The following is a 25,902-nucleotide window of genomic DNA, read 5'->3' as shown; positions in this document are numbered from 1 at the left end:
GAGTTGGCGCAACACCCCTCCCGCTGTGCCGGGCGTGCGCCGTTGCGTATCCCCGCAGTTCCCATTCAGCACCACAACTGACCGTTCTGGGAACGGATTTGCTTCCTTCACTACCCCAAGCTGCCGAGATTCGCCTCTCAACTGACTGGTTCTGGATCACTGAAGACGTACTTGAGTCCATGTTTCGATCGAACGTACGACAGACACACGAACGGCTCCTGGTCAGGACATCATCCTGACCAGGAGCCGTTCGCGTGTACCGCTGCCTCAGAGGTTGTCAGAAGTTGTCAGTCGTTCGCGACCACGGGGTACCGGGGCTCGTTCTCAGCCATCTGCCGCAGGGCGTCCTTGCGCTCGCGCTTGGAGAGCCGGTCGATGTACAGGTACCCGTACAGGTGATCGGTCTCGTGCTGCAGACAGCGCGCGAAGTAGCCGGTGCCGCGCACCTTGATCGGGTTGCCCTTCTCGTCCTGCCCGGTCACCTCGGCATAGTCGGGCCGGGCGAGCGGCGCGTACGCGGTGGGCACCGAGAGGCAGCCCTCGTTGCTGTCGTCGAGCCGGCGCCGGTCGGCGGGCAGCTCGACAAGCTTCGGGTTGCAGATGACACCGGTGTGCCGGGCGCCCTCGTCGTCGGGGCAGTCGTAGATGAAGACCTTCAGGTCGACGCCGACCTGATTGGCGGCCAGGCCGACGCCCTCGGCGGTGCGCTGGCTGGCGAACATGTCCGCGACCAGCTGGTCCAGCTCCGCGCCGAACTCGGTCACGTCCTGGCACTCCTTGTGCAGCACCGGGTTGCCGACGACCGTGATGGGCCGCGAGGTCCCGCGCTCACGCCAGGCGGCCTCGCGCTCCTCGCCGTCCTCGGTGTCGATGACGAAGCCCTCGTCGTCCACGGGAAGCACGCCCACGTGCTGCTGATCGGTGTCCTGCTGCGCCATGACCGACGATGCCTTCCTCAAACAAACGGGGGGAGAGTTGCTGATACAGGGTACGGGCAGCGCCCCGCAGGGGCGCGCCCGTCAGGGGCGCGGGGAACTGCGCGACAAGCCACGACGGACCCGCAGTCGGCGAGGTACCTAGCAAACCTCTTCCAGATCCCGCCAGTCCCGAGTCTCCGGACTGTCGGCAACCCACCCGTCCAGCAACCCCCGCACAAGCGAGGCAGGCGCAGCAATGCCACATTCCCGCTCGGGCGCCCACAGCTGCCCGTCCGTACGATGCCCCAGCGGCCCGGGATGACCGGGCTCACTGTGATCGTGCGGATCGAGATGCTCCCCGTCCCCCTCGTCGGACGGCATCCGGGACTCCGAGCACATACGGCACAGCAACCGCACCGACGACGACCAGTCCTCGGCAGCGAACCCCGCGTCGGACGCCAGCCGCTCCAGCGCGTCCCGGTCCTCCTCGGCGGCGGCCTCCAGGAGGACCACCCAGGTGGGCACCGGCGAGGGCGCCCACAGCTCGATCTCGTCGAACACGGGGTAGGAGTGCCCGGCCACGGTGGTCCGCTCACCGTGCGGCACGCCGTCGTGCAGCACGACCTCGCCCCAGCGCCGCCCGGAGGACGGCAGCGGAATCGACAGCACCTCCATCCGGGCGGGGTCCAGCCGCCGCCCCCACACAACCTCGGCCTCACCCTCGGGCGACAGCCGTACGGCCGCGCTGCCCAGGTCCATCCCGACCGGCTCACCGGCGGCGGTGGCGCCCCCGGGCACCCGCAGCCCGTACGCCTGCCAGGCCCGCCGGGCCAGCGGCCAGTCCTGCAGGGCGGTGGCCGCGATGCCCACGTTCCACCAATCGGGGGCCCCGGTCTCCCGGTCGAGCAGCGCGACGGCACGGAGTCCCGCGGCCCTCGCCTGCTCCCAGTCGTGCCGGAACTTGTGCAGCAGGGCGAGGTTGAACCAGGACTCGGACAGCCAGGGTTCAAGATCGGCGGCACGTGTAAGCAACGCGCCCGCGTCCTCGTACCGCCCGTCGCCGATCAGCGTGAACGCCCGGTCGGTGGCCTGCCGCCATGAGGCGGAGGGCCGGTGCCGCCCCTTGCCGAAGATCCTCACGATTCCCGCCTGCCAGTGCCGTGGAGTGGGCCGGCTTCTGCCCCCGTACAGCCTCTCCCTCGCATCCAACCACGGACCGCTGGAGGGGCGCTCATTACCCATGGGTTACCCAACCGAGGGCAGCGTAAGACCGTCCACCCCTCTCCCACCACCATCTTCAACCGATGCGCTCCCGGACGACTCCGCCGTTCCTGGCGAGCACCCGGGCGAGGGACTCCACCACCTCGGGCTGATAGTCCCGTCCCGTTCCGAGCCGCAGCTCCTCCAGAGCCCGCAGCGGACCGCCCGCTCCGGCGTCCCGCACCTTCTCCTCGTACGCGTTGACGGCCCGCACGATGCGCGCGGAGACCGGCTGCTCCCGGTAGGGATCGGCCTGCCGCTCCACGACCACTGCGACCGCCGCGGCCACTCCCGTCTGCCGTACGACGGCCCCGCCGAGCAGCGCGATCCGGCGCTGTTCCGCCAGGGGGAGTACGGCCGTGGCCCCGGCCGGTACCGGGTCGACAAGGCTGAGCTGCCCGATGTCGTGCATGAGGGCCGCGTACTCCAGCACGGTCAGTTCCGCCTCGGACAGCCCCAGCTCCCGACCCACCGCCCGGCTGAGCACCGCGACGCGACGGGCGTGCCCGGCCGGGGTGTACCCGGCGATCTCGGTGGCGCGGGCCAGGGAGGCGATCGTCTGCCGATAGGTGGCCCGCACGGCCGCGTACCGCCGGAAGGCGACCTGCGTGAGGAGCAGCGGCAGCGAGAAGACGGGCAGCGCCCAGAGCCCGACAACGGCGACGGCGAGCGCCATGACCACCCCGGTGGCGCACACGGCGGTCCCGATCCCCAGCACGGCCCGCAGCTCGTCCCGCAGCAGCGGACCGAAGGGCCAGCCGGTCCGCGAGTGGGCGAGCGCGGCGGCGAGTACGGCGTCGCAGAGCGCGGTGAGCACGAGCAGCGCGACAAGCAGCAGGACGTACGCGGGGCCGCCCCAGGCCTCGAACACGCCCTGGTTGTACAGGGGTTGGAAGCAGGTGGCGGCGAACCCGGCGGTGAGCACCCGGCGAGCGAGGTGGTCGGCGGTCGGCCCCTGCCCGCGCGCGACGTGCGGGACGCAGCCGACGAGGGTGGCCGCGACGACGACGGCCACGACCTGGAGGGCACCGTGGTGCGTGGCCCGCCCCGCGTCCTCCCCGAGCAGCGCGTAGGACAGTGCCCCGGCGGCGGCGAGCGGCGCCGCCTCCCGCGACTCGGGCCCGCTCCACCGGGTCAGCTCCCCGACCGTGACCAGCAGCCCGAAGGCGAGCGCGACGGCACGCCCGTCGAGGCCGGACCAGAGGGTGTGGGCGAGGGAGAGGAGCGTGAGGAGGGCGGCGACGGCGTGAACGAGACGTCTCATGTCACCCCACCTTCGCCACGAACCTGCATGGGAAGGGGAAGGGGAAGGGGAAGGCTGCCTGAGCCGGGAAGGGGGAGGGGAACGGGGTCGAGGTCGGGGCCATGACCGAGGGTGGGGCCGGGATCGGGATCAGGGTGCGTTGGAGTCCGACCGGAGTCGGGCGGAGTGGCCGGGTGATCACGACGGGACCGGACCCCGTCCGCTGTCACCGCCGGATGCCAGCCACCCCGTCGGCCAAGCGCACGCGCCAGCGCCCCCACCATCACCGGATCGAACTGAGTCCCCGCGCACCTTTGCAACTCCGCCAGAGCAACCCGCACCGGCCGGGCCCGACTGTACGACCGCGTCGACGTCATCGCGTCGAACGCGTCCGCGACGGCGACCACGCGCGCGAACTCCGGGATCTGGCTGCCGACGAGCCCGTAGGGGTACCCGCTCCCGTCCAGCCGCTCGTGATGGTGCAGGATCGCCGACCGGGCCTCCCCCAGGAAGCCGATCCCCCGGACCATCTCGTGCCCGTACTCCGGGTGCAGCTCGATCACCCGCCGCTCCTCCGGGGTCAGCGGCCCGTCCTTCCGCAGCAGTCGGGTGGGAACGCCCAGCTTGCCCACGTCGTGCAGGATCCCGGCGAAGCGCAGTACCTCCACCCGCTCGTCGTCCATGCCCAGTTCCCGCGCGATCATCACCGACGCCTGTCCGACGCGCTCGCTGTGCCCGCGCGTGTACCCGTCCTTGATGTCGACGGCCTGCACGAGCGCCCTGATCGTCGCCTGGTGCGCCGCCCGCTCCCGGTGGTACTGCGCGAACACCCACCACGACACCCACATCGGCAGCAGCACGAGCAACGCGGCCACGGGCCCGTACGGGCCGCGCCACAGGACGGCCATCATCAGCCCGGCGAGCCCGTGCACCCCGACCGGCACCAGTGACCGTACGAACAGCCCCCGCCAGGCCAGCCGCACCGGCACCCGCTCGGCGAGCGCCAGGATGCCTCCGTCAAGCAGGGCCAGGACCAGGCAGAACGCGACCACGGCCACCCCGGCGGTGACCAGCGCGTACGGGAACCCGGAGGAGTCGACCGCGTCCGGTCCGCCGAGCGACCAGTGCACCCGTGAGGCCGTCCAGGCGCCGATCCCGAGCTGTCCGGCCCGCCAGAGCCGGCGCGGCCAGGGCGTCCGCTCACCGCCCCGCACCAGCAGCGCACCCGGCAGCGGCACGAGGGCGGCAGCCGCGGGTGGCAGCAGGAAGGCGCCGGCGAGCAGGACGGGCGTGTGCCAGCGGGGCGGCCCGCCGCCCGCGCCCCCGGGACCGGCGGCGCCGGTGCCCTCGTACCCCCGGCCCCCGCCGAACCGGCCGACCGCGAGCTGCTCGCAGGCCGCGCACAGCGCGGCGAACAGCGCCACGGCGCCCCAGGGAGCGTGCGCGAACCGGACGGGCGCCGCGCAGAGGACGGCCCCCACGGCGACGGCGATGACGTAGACACGCGCCCACGGCGTGATCGAGCGCATGGCGCTCCCTCCCCCGTGTCCCGGACCGGGGCCGGCCGGGCTGACGTTGACACAAGCCTGTTCAGGCTCCGGGACATGGAGGATAGGGCGGCCGGCGGCGGCCGTACGGAGGCATCGACCGAATCTCAGGCCTCAGGAGCCGCAGATTAGCCCGTTAGGGTGAGGTTCCGGAGCCGCCGTGAGCCGCCGCCATATCGGCTCAGTACGCCACATCCGCCGCCAGGACCTTGGTCAACTCCTCGACCGTGGCCGGGGATTCACGCTGGAACGCGGCGATGTCCAGCCCGTCGTCACCCATGACGGTCAGCAGCGCGCGTTCGCCGACGGCCAGCACGATGACATGCCCGGAGCCGCACCGGGCGACCACCTCGCGCAGGGCTCCGACCTTCGCCTGCTCGGCGATCCGGCGGCTCACCCCGAGCGTCGCGGCGGCGAGCGCCGCGACCGACTCGGGGTGCACGGTGTCCGCGTCGGCCACGACGAGAAGTCCGTCCACCGTGGACAGGACGCTCTCGGAGACTCCCATCACCCGGTCCCGCAACGAGGTCAGGATGTCCGTCAGCTGGGAGGAGCGGGAAGACTGGGGAGACTCGGAATTGTCGCTGAGGGGACTCGGAGGGCTCAGGGGACCCATGGGACGTACTCCTTGCGGTCAGTCGGGCTCAGGAAGAGCACCCAACGCATGGCGGACCCGCCGCAGCGTCTCGACAGAGGGTTGGTCGGCGGCCAGTTCTTCGGCCGAAGGGCCCAGCAGGGCAGGGTTCGCGGCACCCCGTACGGGAAGCGGCTTCCGCACGGGCAGGGAGGGTGCGCTCACACCCGGGTCGTCGCGGTCCGCGTTTCCCTCATCGCGTCCCTCGTCGTTTCCGTCTTCGTGTCCCTCGTCGTTTCCGTCAGCGCTTCGGTCGGTGCCTCGGTCAGCACTTCGGTCCGTGCCTGGGTCATCTCTTCCATCGTCCGCACTCACTTCCCCCCTTTCTCTCCGCCGCGGGGCATGCGCCTCGGCAGCGGCTCGGTTCTCGACGGCACCGGCGGCGAGCCGGTGGCCGGCGTACGGCCAGGGGTGACCCGCGGCGCCGTACTGGACCGACCGCCGGGGACGGTCGGGGTCTCCCACCGGAGGAACACGAGCGTCTGCATGCGGATCAGGTCCAGCATCACGGCGTACAGCCCGCGCCCCAGCGCGAAGGCGATGTCCCGGGCCGTACGGCGCCCGTTGACCTGGTTCAGAACATCCTCGTGCCGACCGGACAGCGGCCCCTCCACAACCCCCATGCCCGGTACGGGGCGCACGCGGGTCAGTTCGCCCGGCGGTCCCCACAGGCGGATGAGCAGCGCGATGCGTCGAGTGGTCTCGGCGGTCAACTGCCGTGGCTCCACGCCCGGTCGGGCGAGAAGCGTCGGCTCCGGGTCGCTCAGCTCCCAACTGCCCGGCGCGCCCAGCGACATGGCGAAGGCCGCGTCGAACACGGCGGCCGTGCAGATGATTTCGAGTTCGGCGGCGCCCACCAGTCCGTCGGCGACCAGGCGTTCACCGAGCAGGTCCGCGTCGCGCTGTGCGGCGCACGCGGCGAGCCAGTCCTCGTCGCCGATCCGGCCCGAGGTCAGCAGTGTCGAGGTGGTGGTCGGCGCACCGGGTGTCTCGATCGCGCCCACCAGACCGTCGCGCAGATGGAGCGTGCCGCCCGGGGTGCCCGCGACCCGTACCGTGCCGCTGAACCCCTCTTCGCGCAGCCCCAGCAGCAGTGCGGGCAGATTGCGCGCGGCGGATGCCCTCATGCACTCACCCGCGCTCTCGTACCGGTCGTACGGGTGGGGCAGGCTCTGCCGGTCGGGCCCGTCATGCCAGCACCTCGCCGGCCAGGTCGCCCATGCTCCGCGCGGCGAGTGCGAGGTTGGCCCGCTCCCGGTCGAGTCCGGCCGTCAGCAGCAGCGGGTCGCCGGCCGGGCGGCCCACCGTGACCAGGACCTGGTGGCGTCGCAGGCTGGTCGTGACGACGCTCTCCAGCTCGCCCTCGGCGCCCGCCCGGCCCAGCCGTTCGGCGACGAGCGCGGCGAACTCGGAGCTCTCCGAACCGTCCCCGGCCTCGGCGGTGTCGCCCGCCACTCCGTAGGTGAGGCCGGTGACGGCGTCGACGAGGGCGACACCGGTGACGCCGGGGGAGTCGAGGAACCTGGCCAGCGAAGTCTCAACTGCCGTCGACATTTCGCCATTCCCCCTTCGCGTACGACCACTGCGCAGTACTTTGAGCGACAACTTTCGTAACGCACAACAAAGTTGATGTTTTGTGACCCGCAAGTCGCCTGAGTTCGATCGTAGTTGCACGGACAGCGACCGGTCAGCGTCACTGAGGAATTGGGGCAGCAGAATGAACATCGAGACAGCGCTCAAGGAAGCCATGACCGTGGACGGGGCGCTCGGAGTGGCCCTCGTCGACTACGACAGCGGCATGTCGCTCGGCACCCTCGGCGGCGGCCCGGGCCTGGACCTGGAACTCGCGGCGGCGGGCAACACCGAGGTCGTGCGGGCCAAGATGCGCACGCTGGCCTCGCTGGACATGAACGACAGCATCGAGGACATCCTCATCACGCTGGGCAAGCAGTACCACCTGATCCGCCCCCTGGCCAGCAGCAAGGGCGCGCTCTTCCTGTACATCGCGCTCGACCGGTCGCGCAGCAACCTGGCGCTGGCCCGGCACAGCCTGAAGAGGATCGAGAACGGCCTGGACGTCTGAGGTTCCGGGCCCGGAAGAAAAGATCAAAGGAAGAAACGACGATCGGCCCCGCTTTCGCGGGGCCGACGACGTACGGCGATGTCAGCTCTCGGCAGCCACATCGTGGTCGGGCACGGCCTGCCCGGAGCGGATCATGTCGAGCCGCCCCATGACCTTCGCGCGCAGGTCGGTCGGCACGTCGTCCTGACCGCAGCAGCGCTTGACGAGCTTCTTGACCGCCTGTTCGAGCCCGTACTTCTCCAGGCACGGAGAGCACTCCTCGAAGTGGACCTCGAACTTGGTGCAGTCCGAGTCCGGCATCTCTCTGTCGAGAAACTCGTAGAGATGATCGAGTACTTCACTGCAGTCCGTCTCGTGCGGCTCTCCGCAGCTCATGAGCCCGAGCCTTTCGCTTCGTTCGACTCTCCGGCACCGGCCGGGACCAGGCCACGGTCACGGGCGTAGTCCTCCAGCATGCCGCGCAGCTGACGACGGCCGCGGTGCAGCCGGGACATCACCGTGCCGATGGGTGTCCCCATGATGTCCGCGATCTCCTTGTACGCAAAGCCCTCTACGTCCGCGAGATACACCGCGATCCGGAATTCCTCCGGGATCGCCTGCAGCGCTTCCTTGACGTCCGAGTCGGGCAGGTGATCGAGCGCCTGCGACTCCGCGGAGCGCAGACCGGTCGACATGTGCGACTCGGCACGCGCGAGCTGCCAGTCCTCGATCTCCTCGGCAGCACTGCGCTGGGGTTCGCGCTGCTTCTTGCGGTACGAGTTGATGAACGTGTTCGTGAGAATCCGGTACAGCCACGCCTTGAGGTTGGTGCCCTCACGGAACTGGTGGAAGGACGCGTACGCCTTCGCGTACGTCTCCTGCACCAGGTCCTCGGCATCGGCCGGGTTGCGTGTCATGCGCAGCGCGGCGGAGTACATCTGGTCGAGGAATTCGAGCGCGTCCCGCTCGAAGCGCGCGCTGCGCTCGGCGGTCGACTCACTCCTGCCCGGGCCCTCGGGCTGCTCCGCCTGACCGTGTTCGGTCCCTGCGTCGGTCCCAGTGACCGGACCCACCTCCTCCAGTGCCGTGGTGGGACCGAAACCGATCCCACTCGAATCGGAGGATAGACGAACATCGTGTCCGCCCGCCGCCCGAATAGGGGCGGTCTTCGTCGCGTGCAGCACCGTCCAGTCCAGGTCAGTGCTGCTGCGGCGATTCGGGCAGATGGTCGAACCCATGCGGCGGACTTCCTCTCGTACGGACGGTCACCACACGCTCGTGGTGTCTGATCCGCACAACATCGGTCCGCCGCCCGGCATTCCCGGCCCTCACCCGAGTGACACGGTCCACTCCACGACCCGCCCGGTGATCACCGCCAGCGCCTCCTCCTGTCCGATGGGTGCCCGTTTCGGCACGACGAAACCATGATCGCCGTACGGCACCTCCACCAGCTCGTGCTGCCCCGGCGGGAACTCGGCCGGTTTCCCGAACGGATCGTTGCCGCCCTGGACGACCAGGGTGGGCACCCCGGCCCCGAGCAGTTCGGCGGCCCGCGACTTCTCGGGGCTCCCTGGAGGGTGCAGCGGGAAGGAGAGCGCGAGCACGGCCACGGCGCCCAGTTCCCCGGCCGTACGACAGGCCACGCGGGCCCCGGCGCTGCGCCCGCCCGCGATCACCGGCAGCCCGGGCTTCGCGAGCGCGGGCCAGATTCCCCGCCACCCCGCGTCCAGCGTCTTCGGCGCGGGCGCCACCTTCTTCCCGGCCACCCGCCAGGGCTGCTCGACGAGCGCCACGGTGACACCGTGCGCGGGCAGCTCACCGGCGAGCGCCTGGAGGTCCCGCGCCTCGATGCCCCCACCGGCGCCATGGCCGAGGGCGAGGACGAACCGGGCCTTCGCGGCCGGACGCCAGGTGATGCGGGCGGTGCCCGTGTCGGTCTCGACGGTCTCGGTACGTGTGTCAGAAGGGCTCACGTCAGAAGAGTGTGCCCTCCTCCGGCCCCTCCAGCTCGGTCAGCAGCTCCGGTCCGTTGTTGCGGACGTTGCTCACGGCCGTGGAAACGGGGTAGGCGCGCATCAGCCCGGTGGGCGGCGGCGCGAGCAGTTCGCGCAGGTCGTCCACGTCGGTGCGGGCCGGGTCGAGCCAGGCGTCCCAGTGGTCCGGGGTGAGCATCAGGGGCATCCGGGGGTGGATGTCGGCCAGGGCGCGCGGGCCCTCGGCGGGGGCTGCCGCCAGCGGGGTGGTCTCGGCCTCGGTGGTGATGACGGAGCAGGTCACCCACCAGGCCAGCTCGTGGTCGTCGGGCAGGGTCCGGTCCCGCCAGAACTCGTACAGGCCCGCCATCGCGAACACCGACCCGTCGGCGGGCGTCACGAAGTACGGCTGCTTTCGCGGCCGCTTCTTCCTGCCCTCGACCTCCAGCTCCCGCTCGCCGGCCGCGGTGACCCACTCGTAGTAGCCGTCGGCCGGCAGGATGCAGCGCCGGGTGGTGAAGGCGCGACGGAACGAGGGCTTCTCGTGGACCGTCTCCGCGCGCGCGTTGATCATCCGCGCGCTGCCCTCGGGCGTCTTGGCCCAGGAGGGGACGAGCCCCCATTTCAGCTTCCGCAGCTGCCGAACCGGATGCGGATCCTCGGCGTCCTTGAGAGGACGGTCGAGGACCGCGTAGACCTCTTTGGTCGGGGCCACGTTGTAGTCAGGGGCGAGTGTCTCCTCGGGCTCCCACTTGTCGACCTCAAAGATTCCTGCGAGATCCTCGGGCGCACGACTCGCTGCATACCTACCGCACATACGTGCCACACTGCCAGATTCGAAGCGACGCTAGGGAGCCTCCGCAGACAATGGACAGCACCGCATCCACCTCGCTGGCCGGCCTCTGGGACGAGATATTCGGCAGCCAGCCCGACCCCGACCTGTGGGTGGTGATCGCGACCATGGTGGCCGCGCTCGCCGTGATCGTCCCGCACCCGCTGTGGCGCCTCTCCCGCAACGCGATCACCATCGCGCACGAGGGCGGCCACGGTCTGGTCGCGCTGCTGACCGGCCGTACCCTCACCGGCATCCGTCTGCACTCCGACACCAGCGGCCTCACCGTCAGCCGGGGCAAGCCGCACGGCATCGGCATGATCCTCACGGCCGCCTTCGGCTACACCGCTCCCCCGCTGCTCGGCCTCGGCGGCGCCGCCCTCCTCGCCGCCGGCCACATCACGGCCCTCCTGTGGCTGGCCACGGCACTGCTGCTGGCGATGCTGGTGATGATCCGCAACGCGTACGGCGCCCTCACCGTGTTCGTCTCCGGCGGCACCTTCGTGGTGGTGTCCTGGCTCGCCGGCCCCCAGATCCAGGCGGCGTTCGCCTACGCGGTGGTGTGGTTCCTGCTCCTGGGCGGAGTCCGCCCGGCCTTCGAACTCCAGGCCAAGCGCAGGAGGGGTGGAGCCGGCGACTCGGACGCGGACCAGCTGTCCCGACTGACGCATGTACCGGCGGGCCTGTGGCTCTTCCTGTTCCACGCGGTGAGCCTGTGCTCGCTGATCGGCGGGGGCAGGTGGCTGCTGGAGGTCTAGACGCGCCCCGAAGGGGCGCCGTCCAGGGGCGCGGGGCTGTAACTATTGGCGGCTCCGCCGCCGGGCTCGACCAGCCACAACGGCGCAGCACCCGAAGAACGACCGCCCACTAAAGTAAAGCCATGGCCCCAAACCCCGAAGACCCCGCCCTCTGGCCCGCCCCCACCGCACGCGGAGCCGTCGACGCGACGGTCCACGTGCCCGGGTCCAAGTCCGTCACCAACCGCGCCCTCATCCTCGCCGCCCTCGCCTCGGAGCCCGGCTGGCTGCGCCGCCCGCTCCGCTCCCGCGACACCCTCCTGATGGCAGGCGCCCTGCGGACGATGGGCGTCGGCATCGAGGAGACCGTGTCCTCGAACTCCTCCGTCGCGGGGGCCCCCGACGGCTCCGGCGAGGCCTGGCGCGTGATCCCCTCCGGCCTGCACGGCCCCGCCACGGTCGACGTCGGCAACGCCGGCACCGTGATGCGCTTCCTGCCCCCGGTCGCCGCCCTCGCCGACGGCCCGATCCGCTTCGACGGCGACCCGCGTTCGTACGAGCGTCCGCTGCACGGCGTGATCGACGGCCTGCGGTCCCTCGGCGCCCGTATCGACGACGACGGCCGTGGCGCACTCCCGCTGACGGTTCACGGCAGCGGCGCCCTGGACGGCGGCCCGGTGTCGATCGACGCGTCCTCGTCCTCGCAGTTCGTGAGCGCCCTGCTCCTCTCCGCCCCCCGCTTCAACCAGGGCGTGGAGGTCCGCCACACCGGCGCGACCCTGCCCTCGCTCCCCCACATCCGGATGACGGTCGACATGCTGCGCGCGGTCGGCGCCCAGGTCGACACCCCCGAGTCGGGCGGCGAACCGAACGTCTGGCGGGTCACCCCTGGCGCACTGCTCGGCCGGGACCTGACGATCGAGCCGGACCTCTCCAACGCCCAGCCCTTCCTGGCGGCGGCCCTGGTGACCGGCGGCAAGGTGACGATCCCCGACTGGCCGGCCCGCACCACCCAGCCCGGCGATCGGCTCCGCGAGATCTTCACGGAGATGGGCGGCTCCTGCGAACTCACCGAGTACGGACTGGAGTTCACCGGATCCGGCGCGATCCACGGCATCGACGTGGACCTGAGCGAGGTCGGCGAGCTGACCCCGGGCATCGCGGCGGTGGCGGCCCTCGCGGACTCCCCCTCCACCCTCACCGGGGTGGCCCATCTGCGCCTCCACGAGACGGACCGCCTGGCGGCCCTGACGAAGGAGATCAACGAACTCGGCGGCGATGTGACCGAGACGGCCGACGGCCTGCAGATCCGCCCGCGCCCCCTGCACGGCGGAACCTTCCACACGTACGAGGACCACCGCATGGCGACGGCCGGCGCGATCATCGGTCTGGCGGTGGAGGGCGTACGGATCGAGAACGTGGCGACGACGGCGAAGACCCTCCCGGACTTCCCCGATCTGTGGGCCGGAATGCTCGGGAACTGACGGGCGGACCGGAATCATGCGCCGCTACGGCAAGAACACCGACGAGGACGACATCCGCTCCCGCCCGAACCCCAAGGGCAACCGACCCCGTACGAACATCCGCCCGAAGCACGAGGACGCGGCCGACGGCATGGTCCTCACCGTCGACCGGGGCCGGCTGACCGTCCTGGTCGACGACCGGATCGTCATGGCGATGAAGGCCCGCGAACTGGGCCGCAAGGCCGCGGTGGTCGGCGACCACGTGTCCGTCATCGGCGACCTCTCCGGCAAGAAGGACACCCTGGCCCGCATCGTCCGCATCGGAGCGCGCACCTCGCTCCTGCGCCGCACGGCGGACGACGACGACCCCTACGAGCGGGTGGTCGTCGCCAACGCCGACCAACTCGCCATCGTGACGGCCCTGGCGGACCCCGAACCCCGCCCTCGCCTCATCGACCGCTGTCTGGTGGCCGCGTACGCCGGCGGCCTGACCCCGCTCCTGGTCCTGACCAAGTCGGACCTGGCCCCGCCCGACAAGCTCCTGGAGCTGTACGGCGCCCTGGACATCCCGTACGTCGTCACGAGCCGCCAGGAGCTGGAGAGCGGGGCCGCCGTGGCCCGCGTACGCGAGCAACTGGACGGCAAGATCACGGCGTTCGTCGGTCATTCGGGGGTCGGCAAGACGACCCTGGTCAACGCCCTGGTGTCGAACGACCGGCGGCGCTCGACGGGAATCGTCAACGCGGTGACGGGCCGGGGCCGCCACACCACCACCTCCGCCCTGGCCCTCCCTCTCTCGGGCGACGCGGGCTGGGTGGTCGACACCCCGGGCGTACGTTCGTTCGGGCTGCACCATGTCGACCCGTCCCTCGTGATCCACGCCTTCCCCGACCTGGAACCGGGTACGGAGGGCTGCCCGCGCGCGTGCAGTCACGACGAGCCCGACTGCGCGCTGGACGAGTGGGTGGAGAAGGGGCACGCCGATCCGGCGCGGCTCTACTCCCTGCGCCGGCTGCTGTCGACGCGAGAGCGGACGGAAGGCGACTGACCTCCGCGTTGTTTGGCCGGGTCGACAGCCGGTAAGTGCATAATCGCACCGAGCCGGATCCGAGCGGGACGAAGCAGTCGAAGCAGTCGTTGGCACACGGGAGGGACAAGACATGGCGTGGCTGCTGGTCGTTGTGGCGGGGCTCCTGGAAGTCGGCTTCGCGGTCTGCCTGAAGCTGTCCCACGGCTTCACGCGCCTCTGGCCGACGGTCGCCTTCTGCATCTTCGCCCTCGGCAGCTTCGGCCTGCTGACCCTCTCCCTGAAGAAGCTCGACGTGGGCCCGGCGTACGCGGTGTGGACCGGCATCGGCGCGGCGGGCACCGCGATCTACGGAATGGTCTTCCTGGACGACCTGGTGTCCGTCCTGAAGATCGTCTCGATCAGCCTGGTGATCATCGGTGTGATCGGTCTCCAGCTCTCGGGCTCGTCGCACTAGGCAGCGCGGCCCGCGCCCTCAGTTCCACACGGCAGCACCTTCCGACCCCTGCCACACGCTCCGTACGAGGCCGGCGACGCCGCCCTCCCCCGGGGGCGCGGCGACACAGGACAGGGCGAGCCGGACGGCCAGTTCGCAGGTACGGGACATCTCGGCCACGTCCGACTTGGCGGCCCCGGCGCCGGACAGCACGATCACGGCGCGGTCCCGGACGAGCGCCACGAAGTCGCCGGGCGAGGGCAGCGGCCCGTCGGCCCGTCGCTGCGCGGGCACCACGGCGGAGGACGGCACGGCGGACAGCGTCGGCGAGGGCAGCCGTTCGCTCCAGGAGCCGGTCAGCAGGGCCCGTACGAGGACGTTGTCGCGGGCTGCCGACGCGGTCCACTCGGCAGCCGCGGTGAGCCGCTCCCGCGCACCGGCACCGAGGTCGGCGGGCCCGGTCAGAGCGCGCTCGACGCCCGCGAGGTAGGCGTCGGCCTCTCTGCGGACCAGCGCCCGGGCGAGCCCCTCCTTGCTGCCGAACTCGTTGTACAGCGTCTGCCGGGACACTCCGGCCGCCGCCGCGACGTCGACCATGCGCACCGCGGACCACGGACGACGCGCGAGCGCCGTGTAAGCGGCATCCAGCAGGGAATCCCGCGCTCCAGGCATCATTCGCCTCCCAGGGGCGAGCGGCTCTGGGCCCCAGGTTTGACGCGCACGGAGTCACTGTCAAGGGTTCGCGACAGCGCCGGGGGGCGTGTATCGACATTCGCACCCCCGGGCAGAGCCGACGGCATCGGCAGCGCCGGCCGACTGCGGATCTTCCCGGCCGCCTCCCCCTGTAGCCCGGCGGCAGCCGTGAAAGATACGGTTCGCCTATGCCCGACTATCTCGATGACCTGCGCCTTGCCCATGTGCTGGCGGACGCCGCCGACGCCACGACGATGGGCCGGTTCAAGGCACTCGACCTCAAGGTCGAGACGAAGCCGGACATGACGCCGGTCAGCGAGGCGGACAAATCCGCCGAGGACCTGATCCGGGGCCAGTTGCAGCGGGCCCGCCCGCGCGACGCGATCCTCGGCGAGGAGTACGGCATCGAGGGCACCGGCCCCCGCCGCTGGGTGATCGACCCGATCGACGGCACCAAGAACTACGTCCGCGGGGTGCCCGTCTGGGCCACGCTGATCTCCCTGATGGAGGCGGGCGAGGGCGGTTACCAGCCGGTGGTCGGCCTGGTCTCCGCTCCGGCCCTGGGCCGCCGCTGGTGGGCGGCGAAGGGCCACGGCGCGTTCACCGGCCGCAGCCTCTCCTCGTCGTCCCGGCTGCGCGTCTCGAACGTCTCGAAGATGACGGACGCGTCGTTCGCGTACTCGTCGCTCACCGGCTGGGAGGACCGCGGCGTGCTGGGCGGCTTCCTCGACCTGACCCGCGAGGTGTGGCGCACCCGCGCGTACGGCGACTTCTGGCCGTACATGCTGGTCGCCGAGGGCGCGATCGACATCTGCGCGGAGCCGGAGCTGTCCCTGTGGGACATGGCGGCCAACGCGATCATCGTCACGGAGGCCGGCGGCACGTTCACCGGCCTCGACGGCCGCCCCGGCCCGCACAGCGGAGACGCGGCGGCATCGAACGGCCACCTGCACGACGAGATGCTGGGATACCTGAATCAGCGCTACTAGATCCCGGCCCCGGCCCCCGTACGCCCTGTAACAGCCACACACGCCCCCTTGTTGACCGTCGCTTTACCTGCCACCCTGAAGCTCCCCCCACTTGTGAACTTGTGAAAAAATGAACAGGGGGCGGGAACTCTCTAGGAGGTGGCTCCACCCCATGCTCGTACGTGACGCCATGAGCACCGTGGTCCTCACCATCGGCCCCGATCACACACTCCGCCAGGCGGCCTCGCTGATGGCCGCGCGGCGTATCGGCGCGGCGGTGGTCCTCGACCCGGACGCCGGCGCGATCGGCATCCTCACCGAACGCGACATCCTCAACTCCGTCGGCCGCGGCCAGAGCCCCGACGCGGAACGCGCCCACGCCCACACCACCAACGACGTCGTCTTCGCCACGCCCTCCTGGACCCTGGAGGAGGCCGCACACGCGATGGCCCACGGCGGCTTCCGCCACCTCATCGTCCTCGACGGCGGCGAGCCCACGGGCATCGTCTCGGTCCGCGACATCATCCGCTGCTGGGCCCCGCTACGACAGCACGCGCCCGCCTGAACGGAAAACGCACCGAGGGCCGAAGTCCTGTATCGGACTCCGGCCCTCGGCCTCAAGTAGCGGGGACAGGATTTGAACCTGCGACCTCTGGGTTATGAGCCCAGCGAGCTACCGAGCTGCTCCACCCCGCGTCGGTAAACCCAACGTTACGTCAGCCCGACCGACAAAGGCAAATCCCTTACTTTCAGCACCGGCCGGCACCTTCCAGCCCGTCCGGCGTTTGAGGACGAGCGCCTTCAGCGCGAAGGGGGGTCTGGGGGCACAGCCCCCAGGAACGGGATGGGACGGGTAGGGGCGGCGGGGGCGAAAAAGCCAACGCCCACCCCCACCACACACCCCCCGCTCAAGCAGAGAGCTCCTCCCGCAACGCGTCCCGCAACCGAGCCGCCCGCTCCGCAACCTCCCCCGGCCCCAGCGACACCGCCAGATCGGCCCACCGCTGCCCCTCCGCCAACTCCCCCCGCCGCGCGTACACCAGCGCCAGCCGCAACGCGGCCCGCCCATGCCCCGCCTCGGCCGCCCGAGCCCACCACACCGCGGCCTCGGGCTCACTCCCCTCACGGGCCAGCAACAGCCCCAGGTTGAACGCCCCGTTTCGAGAACCGGCCTCGGCCGCCGCCCGATACCACCGAGCCGCCTCCACCACGTCCCCCCGAGCCGACGCCAGCATCCCCACCCGCACCTGCGCCCGCCGATGCCCCTGGGAAGCCGCCCGCTCGTACCACTCCTCGCACTCCGTCTTCTCGTGCGCGATCTCCCCGAGCTCGTGCGCGGGCGCCTGCGGACGCCGCGCGTCGAGCACGGAGGCCAGCCGGTACGCGGCCTCGGGGCTCCCCCCGCCCGCCGCGCACCGCAGATACCGCTCGGCCTCCCGCTCGTCGCCCTCCCGCAGCCGGGCGATCCCGACCTGGAGCGCCGCCTCGGTGTGCCCGGCGCCGGCTGCCCGCTCGTACCACCGCAGCGCGGCCACGTCCTCGCCCCGCCCGGCGTGCAGAATCCCCAGGTTGAAGGCGGCATCGACACTGCCCGCCTCGGCGGCCTTGGAGAACCACGGCTCGGCCCCCGCCGCGTCCCCACCCTGCAACAGCAGAATGGCCAGCGCGTTCGCCGCCTCGCGGTGCCCGGCGTACGCGGCCCGCCGGTACCACTGCTCGGCCTGCGCGTTCCGCGACTGCTCGGCGCAGAGCAGGCCGAGGTTGTACGCGCCGTTCACGTCCCCGGCGTCCATGGCCGCCCGGTACCAGCGCTCGGCGGTCTGGGTCTCACCGCGCTCGGCGTGCAGCGCTCCCAGCGCGTTGGCGGCGTTGCCGTCCCCGTCCTGGGCAGCCCGCAGCCACCACACGGCGGCGCTCTCGGCGTCCCCCGCGTCGCGCAGCAGGAACCCGAGCGCACACGCTGCCCGTGCCTCGCCGTCCTTGGCGGACGTCAGATACCAGCGCCCGGCCTCCTTGAGCTCACCACGCCTCTCCAGAATGGACCCGAGATGCAGTGCGGCCCGCTGATGCCCGCGAGCGGCGGCCTGCCGGTACCACTGCTCGACCTCCCCGGCACCGCTGTCACCCGCACCGTCCTCGACGCCCGCGCTCTCCGCACCCTCCGCGGCCTTGCGGTCGAGCGCACGGGCAAGCCGGTACGCGGCCTCCCGGTGCCCCCGCTCGGCGGCGACCCGCATCCACTGCTCGGTGGCCGCGTCCCCGCGGTGCTCCAGCAGATCGGCGAGGGCGTACGCGCCCAGCACATGCCCCTGCTCGGCGGACTGGCGCAGCCAGTACTCGGCGGCCGGCTCGTCACCGCGCTCGCGGTGGTGGCGGCCGAGCGCGTGCGCGGCGGGGGCGGAGCCGGCGACGGCGGCGATCCGCCACCATCCGGCGGCGTCGTCGGCGTACCCGCGCTGGTGGAGGAGGACGCCGAGGTTGTTGGCCGCGGCACGGTCACCGGCGGCGGTGGCGGCACGCAGCTGAGGCTCGGCTCCGTCGAGATCACCGCGGCGCAGCAGCATGGCTCCGAGGACACTCATCGCCTCGACGTCGCCTGCTTCGGCCGCGAGCCGCGTGCGTGCCTCTTCTACCGCCTCGCCGGTTTCGTCCCGGTCGGAAGGCTGCACAAATCGCCCTGTCTCCAACAGAGTTGCCTTGTCCCCCATAACGTCCATCGTCGCACCACCTGCAACCTGGGTACACCTGGTATACCGCAGCCAGTGAGGTCTCTACAGCGTTTTGTCGACATGCCCACAGAGAGACAAGTGAAACACAAATACCCTCAACTGCCCCGGGTGGGCGCGGCCTTCACCAGGTCGGCACATGCGTTCGCACATCACAAAGGCCCGGATCCTTGGAGGATCCGGGCCTTCGCGTTCAGTAGCGGGGACAGGATTTGAACCTGCGACCTCTGGGTTATGAGCCCAGCGAGCTACCGAGCTGCTCCACCCCGCGCCGTTGTGTTCAAACCGTACCACGGCGCGGGAGGAGCAGGAGCCACAGCCTCAGCAGGGCCCCGACCAGCACTAACTACTGGTGGAAGTACTGCTGGGCTTGCTGCTTGGACTGCTGCTCGGACTACCGCTGGGACTGGGGCTCGCACTACCGGAGGAACCGCTGCCGCTACCGCTGCCGGTCTTCTTGTCGGCCGCGGCCTGCGCCTCCTCAGCCCGCTTGAGCGCGTCCTCAAGGGCTGTCTGCGCCTTGCCGTACGCCTCCCAGTCGCCCTTCTTGAGAGCGGCCTGGCCGTCGTCGAAGGCCTTCTGGGCATCGTTGAGGGCCTCTTGGACCGTCGGGTTGTCGGACGACGGTGGCGGCGTCGTCGTACCTCCGCCCTCGTCCGGTGGCTCGGTGGTCGTACCCTCCGCCCCGAAGACCTTGTCGAGCGCGGCGTCAAGGGTGTCCTCGAAGGCGGTCTGGCCGTCGTAGGTCACCAACACCTTGCGCAACAGCGGGTACTTGAGTCCGCTGCCTCGTACGTAGACGGGCTCCACGTACAGCAGCCCTCCGTCGAGCGGCACGGTGAGCAGGTTGCCGTACTCGATCTCCGAGTCCCCGCCTCTCAGCAGCCTGATGGTCTCGGCGATGTCCTGTTCGGAGTTGAACTGGCTCTGGACCTGTTTGGGTCCGCTGACGGTTCCGCTCGTCGGCAGTTTCAGGATTCTGATCTTGCCGTAATCGCTCGTCCCCGCCTCGGCGTTGACGGACATGAAGGCACTCAGGTTGTCCCGGCCGTTCGGCGTGAACGTCGTCGTCAGGGAGAACGCCTGCGCCTGCTGGTCGGGCATCTTCATGCTCAGGTAGTACGGCGGCACCGCGTCGCCCGACTTGTTGCTCGGGTCGTCCGGCACCTGCCACACCTCGGAACCGCTGAGGAACGTCTCGGCGTCCGCCACGTGGTAGCGGGTCAGCAGCTCGCGCTGGACCTTGAACAGGTCCTGCGGGTACCGGAGATGGGCCATCAGCGAGGCCGAGATGTCACTCTTGGGCTCGACCGTGTTCGGGAAGGCCTTCATCCAGGTCTTCAGAACCGGGTCCTTGGTGTCCCACTGGTAGAGCTTGACCTCACCGGTGTACGCGTCGACGGTCGCCTTCACCGAGTTGCGGATGTAGTTGACCTGGTTCTGCTGGGCCACCACCGCGCGCTGGTTGTTGCTGGCGGTGAGCGAGTCGGCCGTCGTGTCGCCCAGGGTGGTGCGAGAGGCGTACGGATAGCCGTTCGTCGTCGTGTAGGCGTCGACGATCCACTGGATCTCACCGTCGATGACGGCCGGGTAGGCGTCACCGTCGATGGTCAGCCAGGGGGCCACCGCCTCGACGCGCTCCTTGGGCGTGCGGTTGTACAGAACCCGCGAGCCCTCACCGATGGCACCGGAGTAGAGGATCTGCGGCTCACCGAACGCGACGGCGTACGCGGCACGGTTTATCGGGTTGGAGAGGCTGACGCCGCTCTTCCCCCGGTAGCTGGTGGTCTTCTCACCGGTGTCGTCGGAGTAGTCGATCTCCTTCTGGGGACCGCCGACGATCGAGTACTGGCTGGTCTTCTCGCCGTAGTAGATCCGCTGCTGGTACGTCCCGAGGTCGCCCGTGGACGGCAGGTCGGACTCGGTGAAGACCGGGCGGCCCTGGGCGTCTCCCGTCGTGCCCTTGGCCGCGACCACACCGAATCCGTGCGTGTAGCGGAAGTGGTCGTTGATCCAGTTGTTCTTCGGAATGCCGTTGAGGTTCAGCTCACGCAGACCGATGACCGTGTCCTGGTCCTTGCCGTCCTTGCTGTACCGGTCGACGTCCAGGTTGGTCGGGAACGCGTAGTAGTTCCTGATCTGCTGGAGCTGCTGGAACGTCGGCGACACGATGTTCGGGTCCACGATGCGGATGCTCGCCGTGGCGTCGACGTCGTCGCGCAGCTTGGTCTTGTCCTCGGTGTCACTGCGGCCGGCGTACTCGCTGACCTTGGCGCCGTCGATGCCGTACGCCTCGCGCGTCGCCTTCAGGTTCTTCTCGACGTACGGGGCTTCCTTCGCCTGCTCGTTCGGCTGGACCTGGAACTTCTGCACGATCGCCGGGTACAGCCCGCCGATGAGGATGGCCGAGAGGACCATCAGTCCGAAGCCGATGACGGGCAGCTGCCAGGTGCGCCGCCACAGGGTCGCGAAGAATAGCAGCGAGCAGATGATGGCGATGCAGAACAGGATCGTCTTGGCCGGCAGGTAGGCGTTGGCGTCGACGTACCGCAGACCCGTCCAGTTGCCGGTCGCCTTGAAGTCGCTCGACTTCACCGCGAGGCCGTACCGGTCGAGCCAGTACGCGACCGCCTTGAGGGCGACGAAGATACCCAGCAGCACGGACAGGTGACCGGTCGCCGCAGCCGTGGCGCGGGCCCCCGGGCTGGTGATGCGCAGCCCGCCGTACAGATAGTGGGTGAGGGCGGCGGCGATCAGGGAGAGGATCGCGGCTGCGAAGCCGAAGCCGAGCATGAAGCGGTACCAGGGCAGGTCGAAGGCGTAGAAGGACACGTCCAGACCGAACTGGGGGTCCTTCTGCCCGAAGGACACTCCGTTGACCCACATCAGCCAGGTCCGCCACTGCCCGGACGCCGACGCGCCCGCGATGAGGCCGACCAGGGCGGTGATACCGAGCAGCAGCCACTTCTTGTACGGGGCGATGCCCATGCGGTACCGGTCGAGGCTCTGCTGCTCCATCGACATGGCGCTCAGTGGCGGGCGCAGCCGGTGCGCCAGCCAGATGTTCACCCCCACCGCGGTCGCCATCAGCAGACCGAAGACGAAGAAAAGACCGATCTTGGTCCACAGCGTGGTCGTGAAGACCGATGAGTAGTTGACCGAGCGGTACCAGAGCCAGTCAGTCCAGAAGCCCGCGAACATGATGAACGCCATGCCGAGTACGGCAAGGACGCCCAATGTCATGAGCAGGGTCCGGACGCGCCGGGACGGGCGGCCCACTCTGATCCGTGGCCCCTGCGGGCCTCCGCCGCGGTCCGGCATCTGGAAAGCCAAGGTCGGCACCTCAAAAGTCGCTGTCGGTCCGTCAGGCCCCCGTGATCGCGGACCATCCGTCAGGCCTCGTGATCGTAGAGGCCTCACCTATGCAACTTACTCACGCTTTACTCGGTTCCCGCTTCGGGCCATGAACGAGGCAGGATTGTGACCATGTCCAACACTCCCATGGCGGCGAACCCGCTCACCCGGGCCGTACTCGAGATCGACGAGTACGCCTCCGGCCTCGGCTGGGACCAGCCGGCCCGCCTCTTCGCCCTCGTAGACACCGCCCGACTGCGGGTCCAGGAACCCACTCTCGCAGCCCAGCTCGGCCTGGCGGACGAGCAGGCGACCACCGGTCTCACCCCGATCGAGCAGGACGAGATCCCGGCGGGCAAGCCGCTGGACGAGTTCCTCGCCACCATCGCCTGGCCGGACGCGGTGGTCGGCTGCGCCCTCACCGTCGAGCGCCTGATGCTCCCGCCGTCCGCCGAGGCGTCGGTTCCGGCAGGACTGAGCGACAAGAAGCTGGCGGCCTGGGTCGCCGCGCACCCGGACCGTCAGGAGGTCCGGATGACGGTCGCGGTCCTGCGCGACGGCACACGGGACTCGGCGGTGCGCCTGCGCGAGAAGGACGCGGCGACCGAGGTGCTCACGGGCTCGGGCCTGGTGCCGGGCCTGGCGGAGGCACTGTCGGCGACGTTCGCGGACTAGCGGAGGAACGAGGTGCGGGTGAGCGGTCCCCAGGACTGCTCACCCGAAATTCCCGCCTACTTCTTACCGCACTTCGGCAGATCACCGGTGTCGCCGGAGCGGATGTCCTTGAGAGCGTCCAGCGCATCGCCGATGGTGCCCACCTTGACGAGCGTGAGCCCCTCGGGGGTGTCCTTGGCGGCCGCCGCGCAGTTGTCGGCCGGGGTCAGGAAGTACTGAGCTCCCTTGTCCCGCGCGCCGACGGTCTTCATCTCGATCCCACCGATGGGGCCGACCTTGCCGTCGTCCTCGATGGTGCCGGTACCGGCCACGAACTTGCCGCCGGTGAGGCTTCCGGGCGTCAGCTTGTCGTAGATACCGAGGGCGAACATGAGCCCCGCGCTGGGCCCTCCGACATCGGCGAGCTTGATGTCGATGGTGAACGGGAAGGTGTGGTCGGTCCCGGCGGAGATCCCGACGATGGCCCGCTCCGCACCGTCGTCGACGGACTTCGTGGTCGTGATCGTGACGTCCTGCGTCTTGGTGGCCGCCCGGTTCGCCTTCTCGGCGGCGGCCTGCTCCGCGGCGGGCACGATGGTGAAGACGACCTTCTCGCCGGCCTTGTGCTCGGTCACCAGCTTGGCGACGTCACCGGGCTCCTTGACCGTCGTACCGTCGACGGCCTTGATGACATCACCGGCGTGCAGCGCGCCCTCGGCCGGGGACCCCTTCAGGACGGTGGCCACGATCACCCAGGACTGCACCGGGACGCCGAGTTCCTTCAGAGCCGCGACCTTTGCGCTCTCCTGGGACTGACTGAACTCCTCGGCGTTCTCCTGGGTCGACTGCTCCTCGGTCTTGCCGTCCGGGTAGAGCGTGTCGTGCGGCACGACCTTGTTGTCGTGCGAGAGCCACCCGTACACGGCCTCGACGAGGTTCATCCGGTAGTCGGCGCTGGTGACCCGAACGGTGGTCATGTTCAGGTGCCCGGTCGTCGCGTAGGTCTTGCGCCCCGAAATCTGCAGCACCGGCTCGCCGCCGTGGTCCCCGAGAGTGTTCACGGTCGGCCCCGGCGACATCTCCGAATACGGCACGGTGATGAACACTCCGGCGCAAAGGAGCGTGATCAGCATCAGGGTGGAGGCGAGCATCGTCGCGGTGCGGCGTGGCATGGCAAGACAGTACGGGACGGTCCTGTCGGCCCACCGTCAGGGCCGCCCGGACGATCTCTCAGGTCCGGGACTTCTCCATGGCCTCGCGGAACCGCACGTAGCCGTCGAGCTCGGGCCCGTCACCCCGCGTCCTGCGCGTCCTGTTGGCCCAACTGCCCCACAGACCGGCGCCGATCGCAGCCACAAGCGGAATCAGCAACCAGGCAAGTGCCGCCATGCCGACCTCCCAACCCCAAAGAGCGACCGCAACTGACTGATCAGCAGATTAACCTCCGCCGTGTCAACGCTCACGCCCGGGGGGCGGTTACGCAACCGGAGACGCCCCACGCACAGGGTCACTCGCCCGGCTCAGCAGGCGCCGACCCACTCCTCGGTGCCGTCGGAGAACGTCTGATGCTTCCAGATGGGCACCTCGTGCTTGAGGTCGTCGATCAGCTTCCGGCAGGCCGCGAAGGCCTCACCCCGGTGCGGGCAGGACACAGCGACCACGACAGCGAGGTCCCCCACGGCCAGGTCTCCGACCCGATGCACAGCGGCGAGCGCCCGCACCGGAAACTCGGCGACGACCTTCTCCGCGACACGCCGCATCTCGGCCTCGGCGCTGGGGTGACACGAATAGCCGAGCGCGTCGACGTCGGCACCGCCGTCGTGATTCCGTACGGTCCCCACGAACAGGGCGGTCCCCCCGGCGGAGTCGTCTCCCACAGCCCGGAAAACCTCATCCAGCGAGAGCGGCTCGTCCCGAACGGCAACAAGCTTGATGGGCTCCAGAGCCGCCTGCTCACCGGGATGATCATTGAGGGATGCCATATGCCCATCGTGCCACGCCCGGCGCACCCAGCCCGTCCGGCGTTTGAGGACGAGCGCCTTCAGCGCGAAAGGGGGATCTGGGGGCACAGCTCCCAGGTACGGGATGGGACGGGGAGGGGCGGCGGGGGCGAGAAAACTCCGCCCGCAACCCACCCCTCAGATCCGCCGCCGAGCCTTCCGAGCCCGCCGCACCAGCGCTGCCGTACCCAACAACGCCACCGTCGCCCCCGCGGCCCCCGCCGCCGTCGCGTCCTTCCGCCCGAGCCGCCGCCCGGCCACCGTGTGCCGCCCGGCAACCTCCGCGAGCAGTTCCGCGAGCACCTCCTCGTTGCTCCACTGAGGCCGCCACCCGGCATCGTGCAGCCGGCTCCCGCTCACCACCCAGGGATACATCGTGTACGCCAGGTCCCCGGCCGGAGAGGGTGTGAGCCCGATCCGGTGCAGCCGGGCCGCCGCGCCCAGCGCCACAGCGGACGGCAGCTCCATGCGCCGGATCCCGCTGATCTCCTCGACCTGCTCCTGCTCCAGCCACCCGTCGCACCCGACAGCCAGCTCCCCCTCGACCTTCTCCAGCACCGCGTACTCCAGAGCGCTGCACAGATCCTCGACGTGACAGAACTGCCAGGCGGGCCGCGACCCTGCCACGACAAGCAGCCGAGGCGACTCGAAGTACCTGGTCAGAGCGGTGTCCGTGCCTCCGATCAACACCGCGGGCCGCACGACCGTCACGTTGAGCCCGGGATGCGCCCGCGGTGCGCGCCGGGCGAGCCGCTCGATCTCCAGCAGGTCCCCGACACCCGTAGCCTCGGCGGTCGCCCGCAGCTCGGCGTCCTCCGCGAGCGGCAGTTCGTTGTCCGGCAGCGCCCCGTAGACCATCGCGGACGTGCACAGGACGACCCGGTGCACCCCGGCCGCGGCGGCTGCCGTCAGCACGGTCTGTGTTCCTCGCACGTTGTACGCCGTACGGGCCGCCCCGTCCGTCTCCAGGTCCAGATCGAGGGCCAGATGGACCACGACGTCGGCGCCTCGCAGCTTCTCGGCGATGGCCGGATCCCGTACATCGAGGATGTGCCACTGCGCCGCCGCGCACTCGCCGCGGCGCTCGTCGATGGCGACGACCTGCTTGATCTCCTCGGACGCGGCGAGCCGCTCGGTGAGCAGCGCTCCGATGCCCGTCGCGGCGCCGGTGACCGCGACGACCGGCCCGCGTATGGCCGGATTGGTTGAGTGGTTTCGCGCTGCGCGAACCTGCGGATCTGGGGAACTCACCGGCGTCTCCAGCGGTTGTCTTCAGTAAGGACGCGCGTGACGCGTACGTACCAGGTGACATCCATCCTGCCGCAGGCCAGGAGTCGGCGAAGCACCGAGCCCCCAACCGGCCACGGTGTCTAGGC

At 70.3% G+C, this 25,902-nt stretch carries 28 protein-coding genes and 2 tRNA genes; 8 read left to right on the top strand and 22 right to left on the bottom strand.

Going from position 1 to position 25,902, the window contains the following annotated elements; all coding sequences use genetic code 11:
* Positions 1 to 287 precede the first annotated feature (287 nt).
* The 9 genes from def to OHN74_RS29360 all read right to left on the bottom strand — a co-directional run bounded on the left by def (position 288) and on the right by OHN74_RS29360 (position 7,155).
* Positions 288 to 938, bottom strand: a complete 651-nt coding sequence (def, locus tag OHN74_RS29400) for a peptide deformylase (RefSeq protein ID WP_189146994.1) — start codon at positions 936 to 938, stop codon at positions 288 to 290.
* Between the two features lie 138 nt (positions 939 to 1,076).
* A complete protein-coding gene (locus tag OHN74_RS29395; RefSeq protein WP_327697590.1) occupies positions 1,077 to 2,057 on the bottom strand; it encodes a tetratricopeptide repeat protein in 981 nt (326 codons plus the stop codon).
* A gap of 157 nt (positions 2,058 to 2,214) precedes the next feature.
* Entirely contained in the window at positions 2,215 to 3,441 is a 1,227-nt protein-coding gene (locus OHN74_RS29390; protein ID WP_327697589.1) for an HD-GYP domain-containing protein, read from the bottom strand.
* Positions 3,438 to 4,949 (bottom strand): HD-GYP domain-containing protein, encoded by a 1,512-nt coding sequence (locus tag OHN74_RS29385; RefSeq protein WP_327697588.1) that lies wholly within the window; start codon positions 4,947 to 4,949, stop codon positions 3,438 to 3,440. Before OHN74_RS29385 ends, OHN74_RS29390 begins: the two co-directional genes overlap by 4 nt.
* A gap of 199 nt (positions 4,950 to 5,148) precedes the next feature.
* Positions 5,149 to 5,583 (bottom strand): roadblock/LC7 domain-containing protein, encoded by a 435-nt coding sequence (locus OHN74_RS29380; protein ID WP_327697587.1) that lies wholly within the window; start codon positions 5,581 to 5,583, stop codon positions 5,149 to 5,151.
* 18 nt (positions 5,584 to 5,601) lie between these two features.
* Positions 5,602 to 5,766, bottom strand: a complete 165-nt coding sequence (locus OHN74_RS29375; RefSeq protein ID WP_327697586.1) for a hypothetical protein — start codon at positions 5,764 to 5,766, stop codon at positions 5,602 to 5,604.
* Positions 5,763 to 5,894, bottom strand: a complete 132-nt coding sequence (locus OHN74_RS29370; protein ID WP_327697585.1) for a hypothetical protein — start codon at positions 5,892 to 5,894, stop codon at positions 5,763 to 5,765. The genes OHN74_RS29375 and OHN74_RS29370 overlap by 4 nt, the downstream gene beginning before the upstream one ends.
* 18 nt (positions 5,895 to 5,912) lie before the next feature.
* On the bottom strand, positions 5,913 to 6,728 hold the full coding sequence (locus OHN74_RS29365; RefSeq protein WP_327697584.1) for a hypothetical protein: 816 nt from the start codon (positions 6,726 to 6,728) through the stop codon (positions 5,913 to 5,915).
* Positions 6,729 to 6,789: 61 nt separating this feature from the next.
* Positions 6,790 to 7,155 (bottom strand): hypothetical protein, encoded by a 366-nt coding sequence (locus OHN74_RS29360; RefSeq protein ID WP_327697583.1) that lies wholly within the window; start codon positions 7,153 to 7,155, stop codon positions 6,790 to 6,792.
* A gap of 163 nt (positions 7,156 to 7,318) precedes the next feature.
* Here OHN74_RS29360 and OHN74_RS29355 point away from each other — a divergent pair, with 163 nt between their 5' ends.
* Complete coding sequence (locus tag OHN74_RS29355; protein ID WP_164322534.1) at positions 7,319 to 7,684, top strand: hypothetical protein; 366 nt, start codon at positions 7,319 to 7,321, stop codon at positions 7,682 to 7,684.
* 81 nt (positions 7,685 to 7,765) lie between these two features.
* Here OHN74_RS29355 and rsrA read toward each other — a convergent pair whose 3' ends face one another.
* The 4 genes from rsrA to OHN74_RS29335 form a co-directional block, all read right to left on the bottom strand.
* A complete protein-coding gene (gene rsrA, locus OHN74_RS29350) occupies positions 7,766 to 8,059 on the bottom strand; it encodes a mycothiol system anti-sigma-R factor (protein WP_327697582.1) in 294 nt (97 codons plus the stop codon).
* Complete coding sequence (gene sigR, locus OHN74_RS29345) at positions 8,056 to 8,736, bottom strand: RNA polymerase sigma factor SigR (protein ID WP_055524911.1); 681 nt, start codon at positions 8,734 to 8,736, stop codon at positions 8,056 to 8,058. Before sigR ends, rsrA begins: the two co-directional genes overlap by 4 nt.
* 255 nt (positions 8,737 to 8,991) lie before the next feature.
* On the bottom strand, positions 8,992 to 9,636 hold the full coding sequence (locus OHN74_RS29340; RefSeq protein ID WP_327697581.1) for an alpha/beta hydrolase family protein: 645 nt from the start codon (positions 9,634 to 9,636) through the stop codon (positions 8,992 to 8,994).
* Between the two features lies 1 nt (position 9,637).
* A complete protein-coding gene (locus tag OHN74_RS29335) occupies positions 9,638 to 10,453 on the bottom strand; it encodes an SOS response-associated peptidase (RefSeq protein ID WP_327697580.1) in 816 nt (271 codons plus the stop codon).
* Between the two features lie 50 nt (positions 10,454 to 10,503).
* On the opposite strand from OHN74_RS29335, the gene OHN74_RS29330 reads away from it, so the two are divergent.
* From OHN74_RS29330 to OHN74_RS29315, 4 genes are all read left to right on the top strand, one after another.
* Positions 10,504 to 11,226, top strand: coding sequence for a M50 family metallopeptidase (locus OHN74_RS29330; protein WP_327697579.1), 723 nt, complete (start codon positions 10,504 to 10,506; stop codon positions 11,224 to 11,226).
* Positions 11,227 to 11,348: 122 nt separating this feature from the next.
* Complete coding sequence (gene aroA, locus OHN74_RS29325; RefSeq protein ID WP_327697578.1) at positions 11,349 to 12,689, top strand: 3-phosphoshikimate 1-carboxyvinyltransferase; 1,341 nt, start codon at positions 11,349 to 11,351, stop codon at positions 12,687 to 12,689.
* Positions 12,690 to 12,705: 16 nt separating this feature from the next.
* Entirely contained in the window at positions 12,706 to 13,716 is a 1,011-nt protein-coding gene (gene rsgA / locus OHN74_RS29320) for a ribosome small subunit-dependent GTPase A (protein ID WP_319092081.1), read from the top strand.
* Between the two features lie 112 nt (positions 13,717 to 13,828).
* The gene (locus tag OHN74_RS29315) at positions 13,829 to 14,152 is read left to right on the top strand and encodes a DMT family transporter (RefSeq protein ID WP_327697577.1); all 324 of its coding nucleotides are present in this window, start codon (positions 13,829 to 13,831) and stop codon (positions 14,150 to 14,152) included.
* 18 nt (positions 14,153 to 14,170) lie between these two features.
* On the opposite strand, the gene OHN74_RS29310 is transcribed toward OHN74_RS29315, so the two are convergent.
* A complete protein-coding gene (locus OHN74_RS29310) occupies positions 14,171 to 14,803 on the bottom strand; it encodes a TetR/AcrR family transcriptional regulator (RefSeq protein WP_327700325.1) in 633 nt (210 codons plus the stop codon).
* Positions 14,804 to 15,012: 209 nt separating this feature from the next.
* Between OHN74_RS29310 and hisN the strand changes: the two genes are divergently transcribed.
* Positions 15,013 to 15,813 (top strand): histidinol-phosphatase, encoded by an 801-nt coding sequence (gene hisN, locus OHN74_RS29305; RefSeq protein WP_327697576.1) that lies wholly within the window; start codon positions 15,013 to 15,015, stop codon positions 15,811 to 15,813.
* Between the two features lie 151 nt (positions 15,814 to 15,964).
* Positions 15,965 to 16,357 (top strand): CBS domain-containing protein, encoded by a 393-nt coding sequence (locus OHN74_RS29300; protein WP_327697575.1) that lies wholly within the window; start codon positions 15,965 to 15,967, stop codon positions 16,355 to 16,357.
* A 57-nt stretch (positions 16,358 to 16,414) separates the two neighbouring features.
* Here OHN74_RS29300 and OHN74_RS29295 read toward each other — a convergent pair.
* The 4 genes from OHN74_RS29295 to OHN74_RS29280 all read right to left on the bottom strand — a co-directional run bounded on the left by OHN74_RS29295 (position 16,415) and on the right by OHN74_RS29280 (position 21,839).
* Positions 16,415 to 16,488: transfer RNA gene (locus OHN74_RS29295), tRNA-Met, on the bottom strand.
* Between the two features lie 212 nt (positions 16,489 to 16,700).
* The gene (locus OHN74_RS29290; RefSeq protein ID WP_327697574.1) at positions 16,701 to 18,509 is read right to left on the bottom strand and encodes a tetratricopeptide repeat protein; all 1,809 of its coding nucleotides are present in this window, start codon (positions 18,507 to 18,509) and stop codon (positions 16,701 to 16,703) included.
* A 206-nt stretch (positions 18,510 to 18,715) separates the two neighbouring features.
* A tRNA-Met gene (locus OHN74_RS29285) sits at positions 18,716 to 18,789 on the bottom strand.
* A 71-nt stretch (positions 18,790 to 18,860) separates the two neighbouring features.
* Positions 18,861 to 21,839, bottom strand: coding sequence for a UPF0182 family membrane protein (locus tag OHN74_RS29280; RefSeq protein ID WP_327700324.1), 2,979 nt, complete (start codon positions 21,837 to 21,839; stop codon positions 18,861 to 18,863).
* Between the two features lie 165 nt (positions 21,840 to 22,004).
* Between OHN74_RS29280 and OHN74_RS29275 the strand changes: the two genes are divergently transcribed.
* Positions 22,005 to 22,547: a PPA1309 family protein gene (locus OHN74_RS29275; RefSeq protein WP_327697573.1), complete on the top strand. Its 543-nt coding sequence runs from the start codon at positions 22,005 to 22,007 to the stop codon at positions 22,545 to 22,547.
* Between the two features lie 56 nt (positions 22,548 to 22,603).
* Here the strand turns inward: OHN74_RS29275 and OHN74_RS29270 are convergent, their stop codons facing one another.
* The 4 genes from OHN74_RS29270 to OHN74_RS29255 all read right to left on the bottom strand — a co-directional run bounded on the left by OHN74_RS29270 (position 22,604) and on the right by OHN74_RS29255 (position 25,777).
* Positions 22,604 to 23,698, bottom strand: a complete 1,095-nt coding sequence (locus OHN74_RS29270; RefSeq protein WP_327697572.1) for a YlbL family protein — start codon at positions 23,696 to 23,698, stop codon at positions 22,604 to 22,606.
* A gap of 58 nt (positions 23,699 to 23,756) precedes the next feature.
* Positions 23,757 to 23,915 carry a hypothetical protein gene (locus OHN74_RS29265; protein ID WP_189147013.1) on the bottom strand — a complete coding sequence of 53 codons (159 nt, stop codon included), beginning with the start codon at positions 23,913 to 23,915 and terminating at the stop codon, positions 23,757 to 23,759.
* A gap of 131 nt (positions 23,916 to 24,046) precedes the next feature.
* Positions 24,047 to 24,508, bottom strand: a complete 462-nt coding sequence (locus OHN74_RS29260; RefSeq protein WP_327697571.1) for a molybdenum cofactor biosynthesis protein MoaE — start codon at positions 24,506 to 24,508, stop codon at positions 24,047 to 24,049.
* Between the two features lie 156 nt (positions 24,509 to 24,664).
* Entirely contained in the window at positions 24,665 to 25,777 is a 1,113-nt protein-coding gene (locus tag OHN74_RS29255) for an SDR family oxidoreductase (protein WP_327697570.1), read from the bottom strand.
* Positions 25,778 to 25,902 lie beyond the last annotated feature (125 nt).

The organism is Streptomyces sp. NBC_00459, from assembly GCF_036013955.1.
GTDB lineage: Bacteria > Actinomycetota > Actinomycetes > Streptomycetales > Streptomycetaceae > Streptomyces.
Note: the sequence above shows the minus strand (reverse complement) of the source record. Positions and strands in the feature narration are given on the sequence as shown.

What these genes read in the sequence shown, in the direction of transcription:
- OHN74_RS29265 (WP_189147013.1), bottom strand. Translation starts at nt 23,915, where the DNA reads ATGGCGGCACTTGCCTGGTTGCTGATTCCGCTTGTGGCTGCGATCGGC.
- OHN74_RS29280 (WP_327700324.1), bottom strand. Translation starts at nt 21,839, where the DNA reads ATGCCGGACCGCGGCGGAGGCCCGCAGGGGCCACGGATCAGAGTGGGC.
- OHN74_RS29390 (WP_327697589.1), bottom strand. Translation starts at nt 3,441, where the DNA reads ATGAGACGTCTCGTTCACGCCGTCGCCGCCCTCCTCACGCTCCTCTCC.
- hisN (WP_327697576.1), top strand. Translation starts at nt 15,013, where the DNA reads ATGCCCGACTATCTCGATGACCTGCGCCTTGCCCATGTGCTGGCGGAC.
- OHN74_RS29290 (WP_327697574.1), bottom strand. Translation starts at nt 18,509, where the DNA reads ATGGACGTTATGGGGGACAAGGCAACTCTGTTGGAGACAGGGCGATTT.
- OHN74_RS29335 (WP_327697580.1), bottom strand. Translation starts at nt 10,453, where the DNA reads ATGTGCGGTAGGTATGCAGCGAGTCGTGCGCCCGAGGATCTCGCAGGA.
- OHN74_RS29310 (WP_327700325.1), bottom strand. Translation starts at nt 14,803, where the DNA reads ATGCCTGGAGCGCGGGATTCCCTGCTGGATGCCGCTTACACGGCGCTC.
- rsgA (WP_319092081.1), top strand. Translation starts at nt 12,706, where the DNA reads ATGCGCCGCTACGGCAAGAACACCGACGAGGACGACATCCGCTCCCGC.
- rsrA (WP_327697582.1), bottom strand. Translation starts at nt 8,059, where the DNA reads ATGAGCTGCGGAGAGCCGCACGAGACGGACTGCAGTGAAGTACTCGAT.
- OHN74_RS29315 (WP_327697577.1), top strand. Translation starts at nt 13,829, where the DNA reads ATGGCGTGGCTGCTGGTCGTTGTGGCGGGGCTCCTGGAAGTCGGCTTC.
- OHN74_RS29260 (WP_327697571.1), bottom strand. Translation starts at nt 24,508, where the DNA reads ATGGCATCCCTCAATGATCATCCCGGTGAGCAGGCGGCTCTGGAGCCC.
- OHN74_RS29300 (WP_327697575.1), top strand. Translation starts at nt 15,965, where the DNA reads ATGCTCGTACGTGACGCCATGAGCACCGTGGTCCTCACCATCGGCCCC.
- aroA (WP_327697578.1), top strand. Translation starts at nt 11,349, where the DNA reads ATGGCCCCAAACCCCGAAGACCCCGCCCTCTGGCCCGCCCCCACCGCA.
- OHN74_RS29275 (WP_327697573.1), top strand. Translation starts at nt 22,005, where the DNA reads ATGTCCAACACTCCCATGGCGGCGAACCCGCTCACCCGGGCCGTACTC.
- OHN74_RS29365 (WP_327697584.1), bottom strand. Translation starts at nt 6,728, where the DNA reads ATGAGGGCATCCGCCGCGCGCAATCTGCCCGCACTGCTGCTGGGGCTG.
- OHN74_RS29330 (WP_327697579.1), top strand. Translation starts at nt 10,504, where the DNA reads ATGGACAGCACCGCATCCACCTCGCTGGCCGGCCTCTGGGACGAGATA.
- OHN74_RS29360 (WP_327697583.1), bottom strand. Translation starts at nt 7,155, where the DNA reads ATGTCGACGGCAGTTGAGACTTCGCTGGCCAGGTTCCTCGACTCCCCC.
- OHN74_RS29370 (WP_327697585.1), bottom strand. Translation starts at nt 5,894, where the DNA reads ATGACCCAGGCACGGACCGAAGTGCTGACCGAGGCACCGACCGAAGCG.
- OHN74_RS29355 (WP_164322534.1), top strand. Translation starts at nt 7,319, where the DNA reads ATGAACATCGAGACAGCGCTCAAGGAAGCCATGACCGTGGACGGGGCG.
- def (WP_189146994.1), bottom strand. Translation starts at nt 938, where the DNA reads ATGGCGCAGCAGGACACCGATCAGCAGCACGTGGGCGTGCTTCCCGTG.
- OHN74_RS29380 (WP_327697587.1), bottom strand. Translation starts at nt 5,583, where the DNA reads ATGGGTCCCCTGAGCCCTCCGAGTCCCCTCAGCGACAATTCCGAGTCT.
- OHN74_RS29385 (WP_327697588.1), bottom strand. Translation starts at nt 4,949, where the DNA reads ATGCGCTCGATCACGCCGTGGGCGCGTGTCTACGTCATCGCCGTCGCC.
- OHN74_RS29270 (WP_327697572.1), bottom strand. Translation starts at nt 23,698, where the DNA reads ATGCCACGCCGCACCGCGACGATGCTCGCCTCCACCCTGATGCTGATC.